Origin of the sequence: Jiangella asiatica, assembly GCF_004349065.1 — a bacterium.
Classification (GTDB): domain Bacteria; phylum Actinomycetota; class Actinomycetes; order Jiangellales; family Jiangellaceae; genus Jiangella; species Jiangella asiatica.
The window spans coordinates 60,256-75,924 of record NZ_SMKZ01000022.1 but is presented as its reverse complement, the minus strand read 5'-3'; the positions used below and the strand labels follow the sequence as shown (position 1 = coordinate 75,924).

Annotated in this window: 16 protein-coding genes; 6 read left to right on the top strand and 10 right to left on the bottom strand. The window is 71.9% G+C overall.

Annotation, left to right across the window (positions count from 1 at the left end; genetic code table 11):
* Positions 1–66 precede the first annotated feature (66 nt).
* Complete coding sequence (moeZ, locus tag E1269_RS16565; RefSeq protein WP_131896448.1) at positions 67–1,239, bottom strand: adenylyltransferase/sulfurtransferase MoeZ; 1,173 nt, start codon at positions 1,237–1,239, stop codon at positions 67–69.
* 11 nt (positions 1,240–1,250) lie between these two features.
* Positions 1,251–2,276, bottom strand: coding sequence for an alpha/beta fold hydrolase (locus E1269_RS16560; RefSeq protein WP_162606454.1), 1,026 nt, complete (start codon positions 2,274–2,276; stop codon positions 1,251–1,253).
* Positions 2,277–2,365: 89 nt separating this feature from the next.
* Between E1269_RS16560 and E1269_RS32300 the strand changes: the two genes are divergently transcribed.
* The 3 genes from E1269_RS32300 to E1269_RS16550 all read left to right on the top strand — a co-directional run bounded on the left by E1269_RS32300 (position 2,366) and on the right by E1269_RS16550 (position 3,600).
* Positions 2,366–2,548, top strand: coding sequence for a hypothetical protein (locus E1269_RS32300; protein ID WP_162606453.1), 183 nt, complete (start codon positions 2,366–2,368; stop codon positions 2,546–2,548).
* A gap of 95 nt (positions 2,549–2,643) precedes the next feature.
* Positions 2,644–3,243, top strand: coding sequence for a TetR/AcrR family transcriptional regulator (locus E1269_RS16555; protein ID WP_131896444.1), 600 nt, complete (start codon positions 2,644–2,646; stop codon positions 3,241–3,243).
* A 129-nt stretch (positions 3,244–3,372) separates the two neighbouring features.
* The gene (locus E1269_RS16550; protein ID WP_131896497.1) at positions 3,373–3,600 is read left to right on the top strand and encodes a DUF3107 domain-containing protein; all 228 of its coding nucleotides are present in this window, start codon (positions 3,373–3,375) and stop codon (positions 3,598–3,600) included.
* A gap of 218 nt (positions 3,601–3,818) precedes the next feature.
* On the opposite strand, the gene E1269_RS16545 is transcribed toward E1269_RS16550, so the two are convergent.
* Positions 3,819–4,508 (bottom strand): ferritin-like fold-containing protein, encoded by a 690-nt coding sequence (locus E1269_RS16545; RefSeq protein WP_420810646.1) that lies wholly within the window; start codon positions 4,506–4,508, stop codon positions 3,819–3,821.
* 199 nt (positions 4,509–4,707) lie between these two features.
* Here E1269_RS16545 and E1269_RS16540 point away from each other — a divergent pair, with 199 nt between their 5' ends.
* Together E1269_RS16540 and E1269_RS16535 are read left to right on the top strand one after the other, a co-directional pair.
* On the top strand, positions 4,708–6,216 hold the full coding sequence (locus E1269_RS16540) for a DEAD/DEAH box helicase (RefSeq protein WP_131896440.1): 1,509 nt from the start codon (positions 4,708–4,710) through the stop codon (positions 6,214–6,216).
* A 374-nt stretch (positions 6,217–6,590) separates the two neighbouring features.
* Positions 6,591–9,164, top strand: a complete 2,574-nt coding sequence (locus E1269_RS16535) for a helix-turn-helix transcriptional regulator (protein WP_131896438.1) — start codon at positions 6,591–6,593, stop codon at positions 9,162–9,164.
* A gap of 40 nt (positions 9,165–9,204) precedes the next feature.
* On the opposite strand, the gene E1269_RS16530 is transcribed toward E1269_RS16535, so the two are convergent.
* The 5 genes from E1269_RS16530 to E1269_RS16510 all read right to left on the bottom strand — a co-directional run bounded on the left by E1269_RS16530 (position 9,205) and on the right by E1269_RS16510 (position 13,318).
* Positions 9,205–9,948, bottom strand: coding sequence for a L,D-transpeptidase (locus tag E1269_RS16530; protein ID WP_162606452.1), 744 nt, complete (start codon positions 9,946–9,948; stop codon positions 9,205–9,207).
* A gap of 152 nt (positions 9,949–10,100) precedes the next feature.
* Entirely contained in the window at positions 10,101–10,934 is an 834-nt protein-coding gene (locus tag E1269_RS16525) for a RecB family exonuclease (protein WP_203433740.1), read from the bottom strand.
* Positions 10,935–11,015: 81 nt separating this feature from the next.
* Positions 11,016–11,852 carry a PHP domain-containing protein gene (locus tag E1269_RS16520; protein ID WP_131896434.1) on the bottom strand — a complete coding sequence of 279 codons (837 nt, stop codon included), beginning with the start codon at positions 11,850–11,852 and terminating at the stop codon, positions 11,016–11,018.
* Positions 11,853–11,889: 37 nt separating this feature from the next.
* Positions 11,890–12,531 (bottom strand): DUF6758 family protein, encoded by a 642-nt coding sequence (locus E1269_RS16515; protein WP_131896432.1) that lies wholly within the window; start codon positions 12,529–12,531, stop codon positions 11,890–11,892.
* A gap of 220 nt (positions 12,532–12,751) precedes the next feature.
* On the bottom strand, positions 12,752–13,318 hold the full coding sequence (locus tag E1269_RS16510; protein WP_131896430.1) for a histidine phosphatase family protein: 567 nt from the start codon (positions 13,316–13,318) through the stop codon (positions 12,752–12,754).
* A gap of 117 nt (positions 13,319–13,435) precedes the next feature.
* Here E1269_RS16510 and E1269_RS16505 point away from each other — a divergent pair, with 117 nt between their 5' ends.
* Positions 13,436–14,422, top strand: a complete 987-nt coding sequence (locus E1269_RS16505; protein ID WP_162606451.1) for a magnesium and cobalt transport protein CorA — start codon at positions 13,436–13,438, stop codon at positions 14,420–14,422.
* On the opposite strand, the gene E1269_RS16500 is transcribed toward E1269_RS16505, so the two are convergent.
* Both E1269_RS16500 and E1269_RS16495 read right to left on the bottom strand, forming a co-directional pair.
* Positions 14,419–14,904: a YflT domain-containing protein gene (locus E1269_RS16500; RefSeq protein WP_131896426.1), complete on the bottom strand. Its 486-nt coding sequence runs from the start codon at positions 14,902–14,904 to the stop codon at positions 14,419–14,421. The genes E1269_RS16505 and E1269_RS16500 overlap by 4 nt on opposite strands.
* Positions 14,905–15,058: 154 nt before the next feature.
* Complete coding sequence (locus E1269_RS16495; RefSeq protein WP_131896424.1) at positions 15,059–15,565, bottom strand: HNH endonuclease; 507 nt, start codon at positions 15,563–15,565, stop codon at positions 15,059–15,061.
* Between the last annotated feature and the right edge of the window lie 104 nt (positions 15,566–15,669).

Here is a 15,669-nt window from a genome sequence, read left to right as displayed (position 1 = left end):
CATGATCATCAACGGTTGGCTCCGTCATGGTGTCGCCAACCGTTGATGATCAAGGGGGTCAGGGCCTCAGTACGACGGCTGGGAGGGGTCGATCTGGTTGACCCAGGCAGCGACCCCGCCGCCGACGTGGACGGCGTCGGCCATGCCGGCTCCCTTGACGACGGCGAGCGCCTCGGCCGAGCGCATCCCGGACTTGCAGTGCAGCACGATCTGCTTGTCCTGCGGCAGCTTCTCCAGGGCCTCGCCGGTCAGGAATTCGTTCTTGGGGATGAGCACCGCGCTCGGGATGCGGTTGATCTCCCACTCGTTGGGCTCGCGCACGTCGACGAGGAAGAAGTCGCGGTCGCCGCGGTCGCGCTCGTCCATCCACGACTTCAGCTTCTGCACCGAGATCGTGGAGTCGGCGGCGGCCTCGGCGGCCTCGTCGCTGATGGTGCCGCAGAACGCCTCGTAGTCGATGAGCTCGGTGATCGGCTCCGCGCTCGGGTCCTTGCGCACCTTGACCGTGTTGTACGACATCTCGAGGGCGTCGTAGATCATGAGGCGGCCGACCAGCGGGTCACCCACGCCGGTGATCAGCTTGATCGCTTCGGTGACCATGATGGAGCCGATGGACGCGCACAGCACGCCCAGCACGCCGCCCTCGGCACAGGACGGCACCATGCCCGGCGGCGGCGCCTCCGGGTAGAGGTCGCGGTAGTTGGGGCCGTGCTCGTTCCAGAAGACGCTGACCTGGCCCTCGAACCGGTAGATGGAGCCCCACACGTACGGCTTGCCGAGCAGCACCGCGGCGTCGTTCACCAGGTAGCGGGTGGCGAAGTTGTCGGTGCCGTCGAGGATGAGGTCGTAGCCGGCGAAGATGTCCAGGACGTTGTCGTTGTCCAGACGCGTCTCGTGCAGGACCACGTTGACGTACGGGTTGACCTCCTTGACCGAGTCACGCGCCGACTGCGCCTTGGACCGGCCGATGTCGGACTGCCCGTGGATGATCTGGCGCTGCAGGTTGGACTCGTCGACCTCGTCGAACTCGACGATGCCCAGCGTCCCCACGCCGGCCGCGGCCAGGTAGAGCAGGGCCGGGGAGCCGAGGCCGCCCGCTCCGACCACCAGCACCTTGGCGTTCTTGAGCCGCTTCTGACCGGCCATCCCGACGTCGGGGATGATCAGGTGTCGCGAGTAGCGGCGCACCTCATCGACGGTGAGCTCCGCGGCGGGCTCCACCAGTGGGGGCAGGGACACGATCGGCTCCGTCAGTTCGTGGCGTTCATTCTCTCCTTCGCCAACGGTGCCACGCCGGACGGCATTCCCGGACCGGCCGTTCGCCTGCTGGACACCGGCGTCCGAATCCTGGACTCCCCGGTGTCGTGCAGGAAGTCGCGGAGCAGCTCCGCCACCGCGTGCGGGTGCTCCATCATCGCCACGTGCCCGGTGTTGGGCATGTACACCAGCCGGGAGCGCCGCAACGTGCGCCGCCAGCGCCCGCGCGCCCACGGACCGACGAGGCTGTCACTGCTGCCCATGATGACCAGCGTCGGCCGCAGGATGCGCCCGGCCGCGCCCCAAGCCGAGCGCCGTCGTGGCTGGACGTACTGGACGACGATGGAGCGCAGCGCCGCGAGCAGGACGGTCTCGGCGTACGGCTGGTTCATCCAGCGCGCCCGCTGCTCGGCCGCGAACTCCAGCTCGGGTACCGGGATCACCGACCAGTCGGCGAACATGATGGCGGCGAGCTGCTCGGCCTGCTTCTCCGGCGGCACGCCGTTGACCCGCGCCAGGATGCGTTCACCCAGCCACGGCAGCGCGAGGAACGCGGTGGCCCGGGCCGCCCACGGCAGCCGGTACTGCGGCATCGCCGGCGAGACCAGGCTCAGCGTCCGCACCAGGTCCGGGCGGCGCGCGGCCACGTAGACGCAGATCATGCCGCCCAGGGAGTTGGCGACCAGGTGGACCGGCTCGTCGAAGCGCTCGAGGAACGCGGAGACGTCGGCGACGAACTCGGCGACGGTGTGCCGTCCGCCGCGCGGCGACTCGCCGAAGCCCGGCAGGTCAAGCGCCCACTGCTCGGCGTCGTCGTGCAGCTCGCGCATCAGCGCTGTCCAGTTCGTGGACGAACCGCCCAGCCCGTGGACGTAGACGATGGGCGCCGGTCGCTCGGGCGTGGCGCCGTCACCGTCGGAGTCGGACCCGCCCGGCGACGGCTCCGAGTGCCGCGCGAACACCTTCCGGCCGGTGGAGAGAGTCAGCAGCTCGCCCGGCCAGCCCTCGATCCGTTCCACCCTCACGATGTTGGCACACCAAGGGCTGTGAAGACGCTGAGCGGGTACCGTCGACGAGGAACGAGCACACGGCGAGCCGGAGGTGCACGGTGGTCGAACGCAGGACGGACGAGAACCCCTTGGCCGCCGAGGGCGACCTGACCGAGCAGGAACGCAGTCTGCTGAACGACGGCGACGACCCCGGCGATCCGCCCGTTCCGGAGGGCGTCGACCCCGCCGATGCGCAGGAACAACACCGAGCCGTCGAGTACGACGAGGACGACTACCGCTGAGTCCGCCGCGCCGGGAACGATACGATCTGCGCAATCGCCCGAAGCCGAGGAGTGCTGTGTCCGCTGTGCCCGCCGTGCCGTCCCGCGGCGTTCGCATGCCCCGCGACCAGCGCCGGGCGCAGCTCCTGGGCGCCGCCCGCGAGGTCTTCGTCACCCAGGGCTACCACGCCGCGGCCATGGACGACATCGCCGTGCGCGCCGGCGTCAGCAAGCCGGTGCTCTACCAGCACTTCCCGGGCAAGCTCGAGCTGTACCTCGCACTGCTCGACGCCAGCAAGAACGACCTGCTCGACCTGCTGCACCGGGCACTTGCCTCAACCGACGACAACAAGCAGCGCGTCATCGCCACCGTCAACGCCTACTTCGAGTTCGTCGACAACGACTCCGGCGGCTATCGGCTGCTGTTCGAGTCCGACCTGCCCAACGAGCCGGCCGTCAAGGACCGCCTGGAGCACCTGACCGAGCTGTGCGCACAGGAGGTCAGCCACATCATCGCCGAGGACACCGGCCTGCCGCCGGAGGCGTCCACCCTGCTCGCGGTCGGTCTGGTCGGCATCGCCCAGGTGACCGCGCGGTACTGGCTGACCTCAGCGGGCTCCATTCCCCGAGAGGCCGCTGCCGAGCTCGTCGCCACCCTCGGCTGGCGCGGCATCCGCGGCTTCCCCAAGATCGACGGCGCGGCCACGACGGCGTGATTACGCTCGCGGCGCACAGGCGACCGGCGGTGGAATCGGCTCGACTAGCCTGAGGTTGACCAGACCGACAGACCACACCTGAAGCAGGGTCACAGCAAGGTCTGCGTACCGATGGGAGAGAAGGTGGCCGTGGAGGTCAAGATCGGCGTGCACAACGCCACGCGGGAGCTGGTGCTCGAGAGCGCCCAGTCGCCCGAGGAGATCGAGAGCACGGTCCGCGCGGCGCTCGCCGACACGGACGGGCTGCTCGACCTCGCCGACGAGCGCGGCCGGCGCCTACTGGTGCGCACCGAGCACCTGACCTACGTCGAGATCGGCGAGCCCGTGGAGCGCCGGGTCGGCTTCGGCACCGTCTGACCCGTCCGTCCCACGTTCCCTGCCCTCTTGGCCGGACGGTGGAACGCCGGCCAGGGTTCGGTCGGGCATCGGGCAAGGCCAGCGCCGCGGCCGGACGGTGGAACGCCGGCCAGGGTTCGGTCGGGCATCGGGCGAGGAACGAGCCCGCGGGCGGGGACGGCGTTCCACCGTCCGGCAGCACCGACCCCCATCCGGCCGCACCGACCCCCATCCGGCCGCTACGGCGACAGCCCGAGCTTCGTCATCCGGTCGGCGTGCTTCCTGGTGATGCGGGCGAAGAGCTGGCCGATCTCGGCGAGGTCCAGGCCGGCTCGCCCGGCGCCGCCGACGACGAGGACGGCGAGCGCGTCGCGGTCCACTGCCACGCGCTGCGCCTGCGCCAGTGCCTCGCCGACCAGCCGGCGGGCCCACAGCGCCAGCCGGCCGGCCACGCGCGAGTCGGCGGCGATCGCTTCGCGAACCCGCTCGACCGCGAAGTCGGCGTGGCCGGCGTCGGCCAGCACCTCGAGCACCAGCTGCCGGGTGAGCGGGTCGACCTCTTCGGCCACCTCGCGGTAGAAGTCCGCGGCGATCCCGTCGCCGACGTATGCCTTGACCAGCCCTTCCAGCCAGTCTGCCGGTGCGGTGTTGGCGTGGAACTGCTCGAGCGCGTCGCGGAAGGGCGCCATGGCCTCGTCGACGGAGGCCCCGAGCTCGCCCAGCCGGTCGCGGATGTGCTCGAAGTGGTGGAACTCGGTGACGGCCATGCCGGCCAGCGCGGCCTTGTCGGCGAGCGTCGGAGCCAGGCCGGCGTCGGCGGCCATGCGTTCGAACCCGGTGAGCTCGCCCAGGCCGAGCAGCCCGAGCAGGTCGACGATGCCGTCGCGGTAGGCCGGGTCGTCGAAGCCGTCGGTCGCGGTCACGGACACCAACGATATCGGTCCGCCACGCGCTGCGGATGACGCCGAACACCGGGTAGAACGGACTTGCCGGTACACTGTCCAGTGGTATAGATGGCGTCCGGGCGGAAAACGGGCGCCCCCTGGGGACGAACCGGACGTCCGTGCGCACTCAGACGCTCCTGGCCCGCTGGCACTGACACAGCGCCGGCGCGCGGCCTGGTTGCGCATGGCGCGCCGATCGGCTGGCTACTCGGGGTCCCAGCGACGAATGAGGCGAGACGCCCTGACAACCTTCACCGACTTGGGTGTGTTCCCACCCATCGCCGAGGCGCTCCAGCGTGTCGGCATCACGGAGGCCTTCCCCATCCAGGAGATGGCCATCCCGGTCGCCCTGACCGGCAACGACCTGATCGGTCAGGCCCGGACCGGCACCGGTAAGACGATCGCGTTCGGCATCCCGTTGCTGCAGCGCATCGTCGCTCCCGACGACCGCGACTACGCCGAGGCGACCGAGCCCGGCAAGCCGCAGGCTCTTGTCGTCACCCCGACGCGCGAGCTCGCGGTGCAGGTGGCCAACGACTTCGCCACCGCCTCGACGGTGCGCCGGGTCCGGGTCACCACGCTCTACGGTGGCCGCGCCTACGAACCGCAGGTCAACGCGCTGAAGAAGGGCGTCGACGTCGTCGTCGGCACGCCCGGGCGGCTGCTCGACCTTGCCGGCCAGGGTCACCTCGACCTCGGCCACGTCAAGGTCCTGGTGCTCGACGAGGCCGACGAGATGCTCGACCTCGGGTTCCTGCCCGACGTCGAGAAGCTGATCTCGCTCACGCCGGAGCTGCGTCAGACGATGCTGTTCTCGGCCACCATGCCGGCCGCCATCGTCGGCCTGGCCCGGCGGTACATGCGGCACCCGGTCAACATCCGCGCGGAGTCGCCGGACGAGACGCAGACGGTGCCGACCACGGCGCAGTTCGTCTACCGGGCACACAACCTGGACAAGGACGAGTTGATCGCCCGGCTGCTCCAGGCCGAGGGCCGCGGGCTGACCATGATCTTCAGCCAGACCAAGCGGGCCGCACAGCGCCTCGCCGACGAGCTGCGTGACCGCGGGTTCGCCGCGGCCGCGGTCCACGGCGACCTCGGGCAGGGCGCCCGCGAGCAAGCGCTGCGGGCCTTCCGCGGCGGCAAGGTCGACGTGCTGGTGGCCACCGACGTCGCGGCCCGCGGCATCGACGTCGAGGGCGTCACCCACGTCGTCAACCTCAGCTGTCCCGAGGACGAGAAGACCTACCTGCACCGCATCGGCCGCACCGGCCGGGCCGGCGCCTCTGGCGTCGCCATCACTCTGGTCGACTGGGACGATCTCACCCGCTGGAAGCTGATCAACGAGGCGCTCGACCTTCCCTACGCGGACCCGGCCGAGACCTACTCCAGCAGCGAGCACTTCTTCCACGACCTCGGCATCCCGCCGGGCACCAAGGGCACGCTCCCCCGCTCCGAGCGGACCCGTGCCGGCTTGGAGGCCGAGCAGCTGGAGGACCTCGGCGAGACCGGCCGCACGCGGGGCCGTCCGTCCCGGCCGTCGCGGGGCGGTCGCCGGCGCACCCGGCGCGGCGAGGCGGTTGGCGCGTCCGGCGCCCAGCCGCGGGCCGAACATGGTGACGGGGAGGCACGGCCGCGGCGGCAGCGGTCTCGGCGCCGCACCCGAGGCGGCAATCCAGTCGACACCGACTGACTCCATCCAGTCATGATCATCGGCGGTCGACCCCCGCAGGGTTGGGGTCGACCGCCGATGAGCGTGGCGGAGGGTGCGTCCTCCCGGTGACCCCGGCGAAGGGGTGGTGTACCTCGGGGTGGAGGGTGCCGAGGGCCACCGGGAGGAAGCCCGGACCGGCGAAGCAGGCGCCCCCCACTCGCCGGAGCCGGGCTCGGGACTACGGACGTAAGCACCAGCCCGCCGTCATCCCGGCCTGCCGCGCCCGAAAACCGGGCCGCAGGCTGCGTTCCACGTTACGTACCGGCCCGCTGGATCGGCATCCGTAGGTACTACGTAAATTCTTCGCCCGGAATGTCGGCGATCATGGTCATCTGCCTCTACCGTTTCCGTGCATGCACGCCAGTCACATGCCCGGCCCGTGGCCGGTCGTCGGACGCGCGGAGGAGTACGCGTCCGCGTTCGACGTCCTGACCACCTCCGATTCCCGAGCATCGCACGGCGTGCTGCTCGTCGGTGAGAGCGGGGTCGGCAAGTCCACGCTGGCCACGGAGCTGGAGCGGGCCGTATCCGCCACCGCGCACGTCGTCACGGTGACGTCGCCGAGCCGCGCGCAGCCGGTCATGCTCGCCGCTCTCGCGCCGCTGCTGGCCGACGTGCCCGCGCAGGACGGCGCCAGCCCCATCACGGTCTTCCGGGCGGCCGCCGAGCGGCTGCGCCGCGACGCCGAGGGCCGGCCGGTCGTGCTGCGGGTCGAGGACGGCCACCTTCTCGACGGCGCAAGCAGCGGGGTGCTGCGGATGCTTGCCACCGCGCGGCAGGCCCGGCTGCTGGTCACCAGCCGGCCCGGCCCTGGCATCCCGGACGATCTGGTCGCGCTCTGGAAGGACGGCTTCCTTCGCTGGATCGACGTCGAGCCACTGGACCGGGCGACGACGAGCGAGCTGCTGCGGACCGCGCTGGGCGGCATCGTCGGCCGCGACACCGAACGGCGGATGTGGGAGGCCAGCCGCGGTAACCCGCTCTACCTGCGCGAGCTGGTCCGCTCCGCCATCAGCCGCGGCGAGCTGCGTCAGGACCACGGCGTGTGGACGTGGTCCGGGCCGGTGGCGCCGGGCCGGCTGATCGGGCTGGTGACGTCCGAGCTGAGCCGCCGGCCCGAGGGCGAGCGCGAGGTCCTCGAGATCGTGTCGCTCGCGGAGTCCCTGCCGCTACCGCTGCTGTTCGAGCTGGCCGACACCGCCGCCGTCGACGCCCTGGTCGAGGCCGGCATGCTGGTCGTGGACCCGTCCGCCGGACCGCCCACCGTGCAGCTGTCCCACCCGGTGTACGGCGAGGCCATCCGCAGCCTCGTCCCACCCGGGCGCCGCCGCGTGCTGCGCGAACGGGTCGTGCGGCATCTGCCGGCGCCCCGCGACGCCTCGCTGCCGGATCTGATGCGCTGGGTGTCGTGGGCCCTGGAGGCCGGCTCGGTGCCCGAGGCCGAGCTTCTGGTCGCCGCGGCCGCGCTCGCCAACGAGCTGCAGCAGCCCACCGACGCGCGCCGCTTCGCCGACCTGGCGCTACTGGCCGACCCCGACCTCGACGTCGTCGCCGGGGCGCTGGCGCAGCGGGCCCGAGCACACCGCGTGCTCGGCTCCATCGACCGCGCCCAGGCCGACCTCAACCAGCTGCACGCATTGCCACGCGGCACGGTCGGCACCGAGCTGGTCGTGCACGCCGCCGTCACCGGTGCCGACGTGATGTTCCACGGGCGCGCTGACGCCGATGCCGCCGTCCGGCTGCTCGAGGGCGTGGTGCCCCGTGTCCTGCACGACCCCCATGCCGCGGCGGTGCTGCGCGGACACCGGCTGACGCTCCTCATGAACGCGGGCCACAGCGGCACGGCGCTGGGCGAGGCGGTCGCGTTCCTCGCCGACGCCTCGCTGCCGCTGCTGGCGCGCATCCAGCTCGTCGCACCGGTGCAGCTGGCGCTGGCGCGCTCCGGCCAGATCAGCGAGTCACTGCGGCTCGGCGACCGGTACATGGCGGCCGCGCGAGAGTCGCTCTCCGAGGCGACCGCCTACCTCATGTCGCTGCGCGCGGCCTGCGTCGTCATCCGGCTGTTCGCCGGCGACGTCGACGGCGCGGAGCGCATGCAGGCCGACGAGTCCGACCTCGACATCGGGCACGTACCGCAGCACCGCAACATCCCGGGGCTGGTCGACGGGCAGATCGCGATGGCGCGCGGCCGCTGGGGCGAGGCGCTGGGGCACCTGCGGGCGGCCATCGCGTCGCTGCGGGAGCGCGACCCGCGGGGCATGCTGCCGGCCACGCTCGCACTGGCCGCCGAGGCGTCGGTCTGGGTGGGCGACACCGACGAGGCGGCCCGGCTACGCGAGGAGTCCCTGCGCGAGCCCGTGCACCAGGACGCCACCATCCACGGCCGACGGCGCCGAACCCTGCTGTGGGTGGGGCTGGCCCGCCGCGAGGCCGATGCCGTCGTGCACGCCATCGAGGCCGCCGACGCCGCGGCCGCCGCCGACCTGGCACCGGCCGAGCTTGATTCCCTGTACATCGCGCTGCTGGGAATCGCCGACGGCCTGCCGACGGTGGGCGCGCTGACCCCGAGTGACGTCGCCGAGCGGATGGCCGTGGCGGCCAAACGCTGCGACGGCATGTGGCGCGCGGAGGCCATGGTCAGCTACGCGCGCGCCCTGGCCGCCGGTGACACCGAGATGATGACGGCGACCGAGGCGACGCTGGCCGGTTACGGCGTCTGGACCAACCCGCCGCGGCAGCAGGCGGTCGCGCTGACCAGGCGGGAGCAGGAGATCGCGCCGCTGGCCGCCGCCGGCATCTCCTCGCGCGACATCGGGCGCCGGCTCAGCATCTCCACCCGGACCGTCGAGAGCCACCTCGCGCGCATCTACGCCAAGCTCGGCATCACCAGCCGCGCCGAGCTCCCCGCAGCCCTCAGCGGCCGCTGACCGCCCTGCCGCCGCCGCGGATCGGGTACTCGGGAAAGAATCAGGTGCGGACGACGACAACGGGGGTGCCGACCGGCGCGTGCTCCCACAGGGCGACGGCGTCCTCGAGGTCCTGGCGGATGCAGCCGTCGGACAGCGGCGTTCCGAGCTGCGACAGCGTCTGCACCTCGGCACCGGAGGCGGTGTCGACCGGGATGTCGTGGAAGCCGATGTTGGAGTTCTCGCCGCGGTAGAAGCGGACCATGTACTCCATGGTCTCGGTGCCGTGCCAGCTGACGGTGTCGCGCGAGGTGGAGAAAACCTCGAACGTGCCGGTGGGCAGCTGGTCGTAGCGGCTGCCGGAGACCGGGTAGGTGCGCACGACCGCGTCGGATTCGTCGACCAGCCAGACCTGCTGGGTGGTGATGTCGAAGACCACGCGGTGGCCGCTGCCGCTGCCGGCGGGAAGCGGCGCGGCGGCTTGAGGCTTGGCGTTCGGGTCGGGGGTCTCGACGGGCGGTGCCGGACGGGTGACCACCTTCACGACGGCGGGTCCGACGGTCTTGGCCGGCAGAGTGTCGCGTTCGCCGCGGGAGACGTCGCCGCCGACCCGGTCGGAGAGCGGCAGCGCGCCGGGCTCGACCGGTGCCTCCGGCGCGATGGCGGTGCCGGCGAACCCGAACAGGCCGGCGGCGACCACCGTCGACGCGCCGAACACGGTCGCCCGGACCCCACGCAGACGACGGGTGCGCCGGGCAGCGTGGCGCTGACCCGACCGGGATGAGACGCCGTAGCGTCCGGCCATCCGCGCTCCTTCACGTCGGTGCGAACTCGTCCTCAACCCTAGCCGCCCCGGGCCCGGCCTGGGGCGGTGTTCCGGAGTGATCATGTACCGGAGCGTCCGGCCGTAAACGTGTCAGACACGACACATCACCCCAAGCTCGCCGCGAACCGGTCTCACGCCGACTCCAGCCCCGCCCACGACGCCCGCGCCGGCACCGCCGCCCTGCCCTCGGGACAGTGCTGCACGAAGTCGCACCAGCCGCACAGCGACGACGGCCGCGGCGGGAAGAGGTCGTCTCCGGCCTGACCGGCCTTGAACGCGGCGTCGGCGCGCGCGCACTCCGCGGCGATGCCGTCGGCGCGGTCCAGGTGCCGCCGCAGCGTGCGCTCGTCGTGCTCCCATGCGATGACGGTCCCGCTGGGCAGGTGGTGCAGCTCGACCCGCCGGCACGGCGTGCGCAGCGTCCGCGCGGCCGCCGCGGCGTAGACGGCCAGCGCCAGCGACGATCGGGCGTCGTCGGTGGTGAGCACGTGCCGCCCGGTCTTGTAGTCGACGATGACGAGGTCGTCCCCGCGCTGGTCGACGCGGTCGATGCGGCCGGTGAGCGAGGTCCCGCCGTGGATGAGCCCGACCGTGCGCTCGACGCCGCGCGGTTCGTCGTCGGGATCGAGGCCGGCGACGTAGCCGACCACCATCTCCCGGGCCCGCTGCCGCCACAGCGCGGCTTGGTCGGCGTCGCGGAAGCCTTCGGACAGCCAGTACTCGTCGACGAGCGAACCGGCCCGCTCCGGCGTCCGGGCCGGCCGGGGCAGCCGCCACCAGCCGGCCAGTGCGTTGTGCACCACCGCGCCGAGGGTGTTGTGCGCCCACGGCGGTCCCTTCGGCGGGGGCGGCCGGTCGAGGTAGGTGAAGCGGTAGCGGCGCGGGCAGTCGAGCCAGGTGTTCAACCTGGTCGGCGTGGCGCCGTACAGCCGCCGGGGCATGCCGTCGAGGATGGGCTGGCTCACCCGCCCATTCTCCCCCCTCCCCATGATCATCAACGATTTCGAGGGCTATGACACCCGGGATCGTTGATGATCATGGGACGGTCAGCCCTTGGCCAGCGAGCGCAGTTGCTCCCACTCCGCCGGCGCCGTGGTGTTCACGCCCAGCTCGTGGTCGGCCTTGCCGGTGCCGTGGTAGTCGCTGGAGCCGGTGACGACCAGGCCCACCTCGCCGGCGATGCGCCGCAGCGCCCGGCGGGCGGCCGGGTCGTGGTCCTGGTGGTCGACCTCGATCCCGTCCAGGCCGAGCTCGCCCAACCTCTCGATCGACGACGGGCCCAGCGCACGGCGGGCGCCCGCACGGCCCCACGGGTGCGCCAGCACACAGACCCCGCCGGCGGCGTGCACGAGGTCGATGGCCTCGTCGACCGGCGGCGCGTACTTGGACGCGTAGCCCGGCCGGCCGGCCGAGAGCCACCAGGCGAACGCCTCCTCGCGGTCGCGGACGTACCCCTTCGCGATCATCGCGTCGGCGACGTGCGGGCGGCCGACGGTCGCGGCGTCCGGCGACCCGGCCAGGATGTCGGCGACGTCGAGCGGCAACCCGGCCGTGGTGAGTGCGGCGGCAATCCGGGCCAGCCGGGTCCGGCGGTCGCCTCGGACCCGGGCCAGCTCGTCGGCGAGCGCCCGATTCGCCGGGTCGACGAAGTAGCCGAGAAGGTGCACGCCGTGACCGCGCAGCTCGGTGGAGATCTCCACGCCGGGGACGACCTCGACGCCGGAGTCCTCACCCGCCGAGATGGCGGCCGCCCAGCCGTCGAAGGTGTCGTGGTCGGTCAGCGCGACGACGTCGAGCCCGGCGGCCTTCGCGAGGCAGATCAGCTCGTCGGGCCGGTCGGTGCCGTCGGACACACTGCTGTGGGTGTGCAGATCGATGCGCAACCGGCGACCTCACAAATGGACTGGACCAAAGATGATCTCATTGATCGTAGCCCCGCGACAACCACGGCGGTGGCGTTCCGTACGGCAGCAGGTCCGCCTCGTGGCCAAGATCACGTAGATCGACCACCGCGAGGTCCTCCAGGAGCAGGACCCCGGCGCTCTGCGGGTACAGAATGACCCACAGCCAGCTCCCGCTCCAGTGGCCGACGTAGACCGCGCGGTCGGCCGGCCCTTCGACGAACCACAGCGGCACCGCGCGGCCGTGCACGTGCATCCTCGCGTGCGGCTCCCCCTCGACGGCCTTGCCCGGGTCGGCGCCCTCCAGGCCGGCCAGCCCTGCCCCTAGGCCGACACCCGGTTCCTCGGCAACCAGCAGGAAGTCGCCCGGCCCGCCCATCGGGTTCGGGCCGCTGATGCCCACACCCACCGCCCGCACGCCCGATGCGTCGTCGCCGGCGTGGATGACGGCGCCGACGACCCACCCGCGCGGCAGCGGCCACGGCAGCCACAGTGGAACGTCCGACGTCTCGCCGAGCTGGTGGACCAGCCGCGCGCTTGGCGCCACCAACGGGGCCAGCGGGTAGATCTCACCGTGCAGCGGGCAGATCCACCGGCTGGACCACGCACCGGGCGGCCTGGCGATGGTGCCGCACCGAGGACAGGTTCGTTCGCCTTTCACGACCCCGACGCTGTCGCGTCAGACCGGCGCGGTCAAGCCGCTCGCCCACCCCCGGCCCCAAATGATCACGTTCAGCACGAAATTGCGTGTCGCACCATGCTTGCAAGCCTCATGAGGATCGGGCATGCCTGGTGATGAGAAAGGGCGAGTGCGCGGGACGCGGCATCCTGGTGGTGCGTGCCGTTCCCGGCCGTCGCCCGGTGCCCGCCGGGGGCGCTCGTCAGGCGTTCCACCGCGCGACGGCGGGTGTCTCGCGCTCCCAGCCGAGGACGGACACCGTTGCCGTGTCCAGCCGCAGGTGGGCGCCGTCGTCGACGGGCAGACCGAGCCAGCGCACCGCCAGCACCCGCAGGATGTGCCCGTGCGCGAACGCCAACACCCGGGTGGCCGCGTCGGCGCGAACCCGGGCGACGACGCGGTCGGTCCGGGCGGCGACCTCGGCCGGCGACTCCCCGCCGGGTGCCCCGTCCATCCACAGCGACCAGTCGGCGTCGCGCTCGCGGATCGTCGGCGTGGTGATGCCCTCGTACTCGCCGTAGTCCCATTCGCGCAGGTCGTCGGTGATTTCAGGGTCGGGGAAACCAGCCAGCGCCGCCGTCGTGCGGGCTCGCCTCAGCGGACTGGCCAGGACGAGGTCGAACGTCGTCGTCGCGAGCCGCTCGCCAATGGCCCGCGCCGCCACCTCGCCCTCGGGCGTCAGCGGCAGGTCGGTGTTGCTGGTGTGCTTGCCGTCGCGGCTCCACTCGGTCTGCCCGTGCCGGACGAGCCACAGCTCCGGCCCGCTCATCGCTGCCCACGCGCGGCCGAGCGGTGAGCCTGTCGATTCCGCTGCCGGAACGTCGTCATGCTGGTAACGCTAGCGCTGGTGGCGTTGGAGCCGATGACACTTCGCCGAGGAGGAACCGTGACGGTCACGGAGTGGGCGTTGTTCCGCGACGGTCGCCGGCAGGACGGCGTCGGCTATCCGGAGGCCGTCGATGCCGCGCGGTCCGGCGACGGCTTCGTCTGGGTCGGCCTGAGCGAACCGGACCAGGAGCGATGGCGCAAGGCCGCGGCCGACTTCGGCCTGCACCCGCTGGTCGTCGAGGACGCGCTCGACCCGCGGCCGAGCCCCAAGCTCGCCCACTACGACGGCGTCGTCTCGATGGTGCTGCGGACGGTGCGCTACGTCCGGCACGAGGGCCCGGAGCGCAACGAGATGCTCGACACCGGTGCGCTGACCGCCGTGGCCGGAGCGCACTTCGTTCTCACCGTCGCCCGCGGCGACCCGGGCACGCTGGACCTCGCGCTGCGCCGGCTGGAGGAGCAGCCGAAGCTGCTGGCCCAGGGCCCGACGGCGCTGCTGTACACAGCCGCCGACGTCACCGTCGACGGCTATCTCGACGCGGCGGAGGAGTTCGAGGAGGACCTGACCGAGATCGAGGCCGCGGTCTTCGCCGACGTCCGCGACAACCAGGCCGAACGCATCTACCGGGCCAAACGGGAGCTGCTGACGCTGCGCCGGGCGGTCCTGCCGCTGAGCCACCCGGTACGCGAGCTGTCACAGCCGGCACCAGGAATCCTGCCGTCGAAGATCCAGGCCTACTTCCGCGAGGTCAGCGGCCACCTCGATCGGGTCCACACCCTGCTGGCCGGTCACGACGAGACCATCGCCTCGATGCTGCAGGCCAACCTGGCGCAGCTTTCCGTGTCGCAGAACAACGACATGCGCAAGATCACGTCGTGGGCGGCGATCATCGCGGTTCCGACCGCCATCGCCGGGATCTACGGCATGAACTTCCGGCACATGCCCGAGCTTCGCTGGGAGCTCGGCTATCCGGGCGTCATGCTGCTCATGGCCGCGATCTGCCTGGGGCTGTACTGGAACTTCAAGCGCCGCGGCTGGCTCTAGCCCGGTGACGTGGTCCCGGTCTGCAGCGACAGCTTGGCCAGCAGGTTACGTGCCTCTTCGGCGTGCTGGTGCTGGCAGTAGACCTCGTACCGGCCGGCGATGGTGACGCTTTGCGACGTGAAGTCACGCCGCCCGCCGGCGAGCGCGTAGCCGACGACGCCGAAGATCGCCATGAAGATGGCACCCCAGAGCACGCTGAGCAGGATGATCGCCAGCCACCCCTCGTCAGTGAACAGGCCGAGCAGCAATCCGACGAACAGACCCAGCCAGGCACCGGTCGCCAGGCCACCGAGCGCGGCCTTGCCCCACGTGAGCCGGCCGGTGACGCGCTCGACCTGGCGCAGCTCGCTGCCCACGATGGCGAGGTTCTCGACGGCGAACTTCTGGTCGGCGAGGAAGTCGACGGCCCGCTGCGCCGCGGGGTAGTCGTCGTACGTCCCGACCACGAGGCCGGTCGGGAGACCAGGAACAGGACTCACCATGGCACACCTCCTACCGGCCGACAGTACTCGCGCAGGCGATCATCGGACGGCTGATTCGGCGTGGACATCGCCAGGATTCTGCGCGCCCCGTGATCATTTCGAGGACGGGCAGCAGGCGACGGGCGGGCCGCGACGACGACGGGGCAGGGTGCGGCTACGCGGTGGCGGCGAGCAACCAGTCGGGTAGCCCCTCGGCGGCGGTGACGCCCAGCGCGAGCACGAGGGCACGGTGCGCCTTCGGCTCGAACGGCTCGATCAACAGCCGCATGCCCGCCTCGGCCGGTGTGCGGTCGGCCTTGTCCTGGTTGCACGCGACGCAGGCGGCAACGGTGTTCCGCCAGCTGCGGGCGGCACCGCCGCGGGAGGTCGGGACGATGTGGTCGATGGAGTTGGCCCGTCCGGCGCAGTAGGCGCAGCGGCGGCCGTCGCGCTCGAGGACCCCGCTGCGCGACCACGGCACCTTGCGGCGATAGGGGACCCGGACGAACCGCAGCAGCCGCACCACCAACGGCGTCGGCAGCTCACGGGTGGCCGAGCGGATGAGCTTGCCGGCGTCGGCGTGCTCGACGACGGCCTTCTCGGTGAGGATCAGGATGACAGCGCGGCGAACGGAGACAACGGCCAGCGGTTCATAGGAGGCGTTCAGAACGAGGGTGTTCACGCGCCACGCCTCCTTCCCGAGCCCAGGCCAGGGCTCGACGCTCTGACTCTAGTGTGGCCCATCCGCTCCGCAGGGAACACACAGGCAAAATCTGGACCAATCGC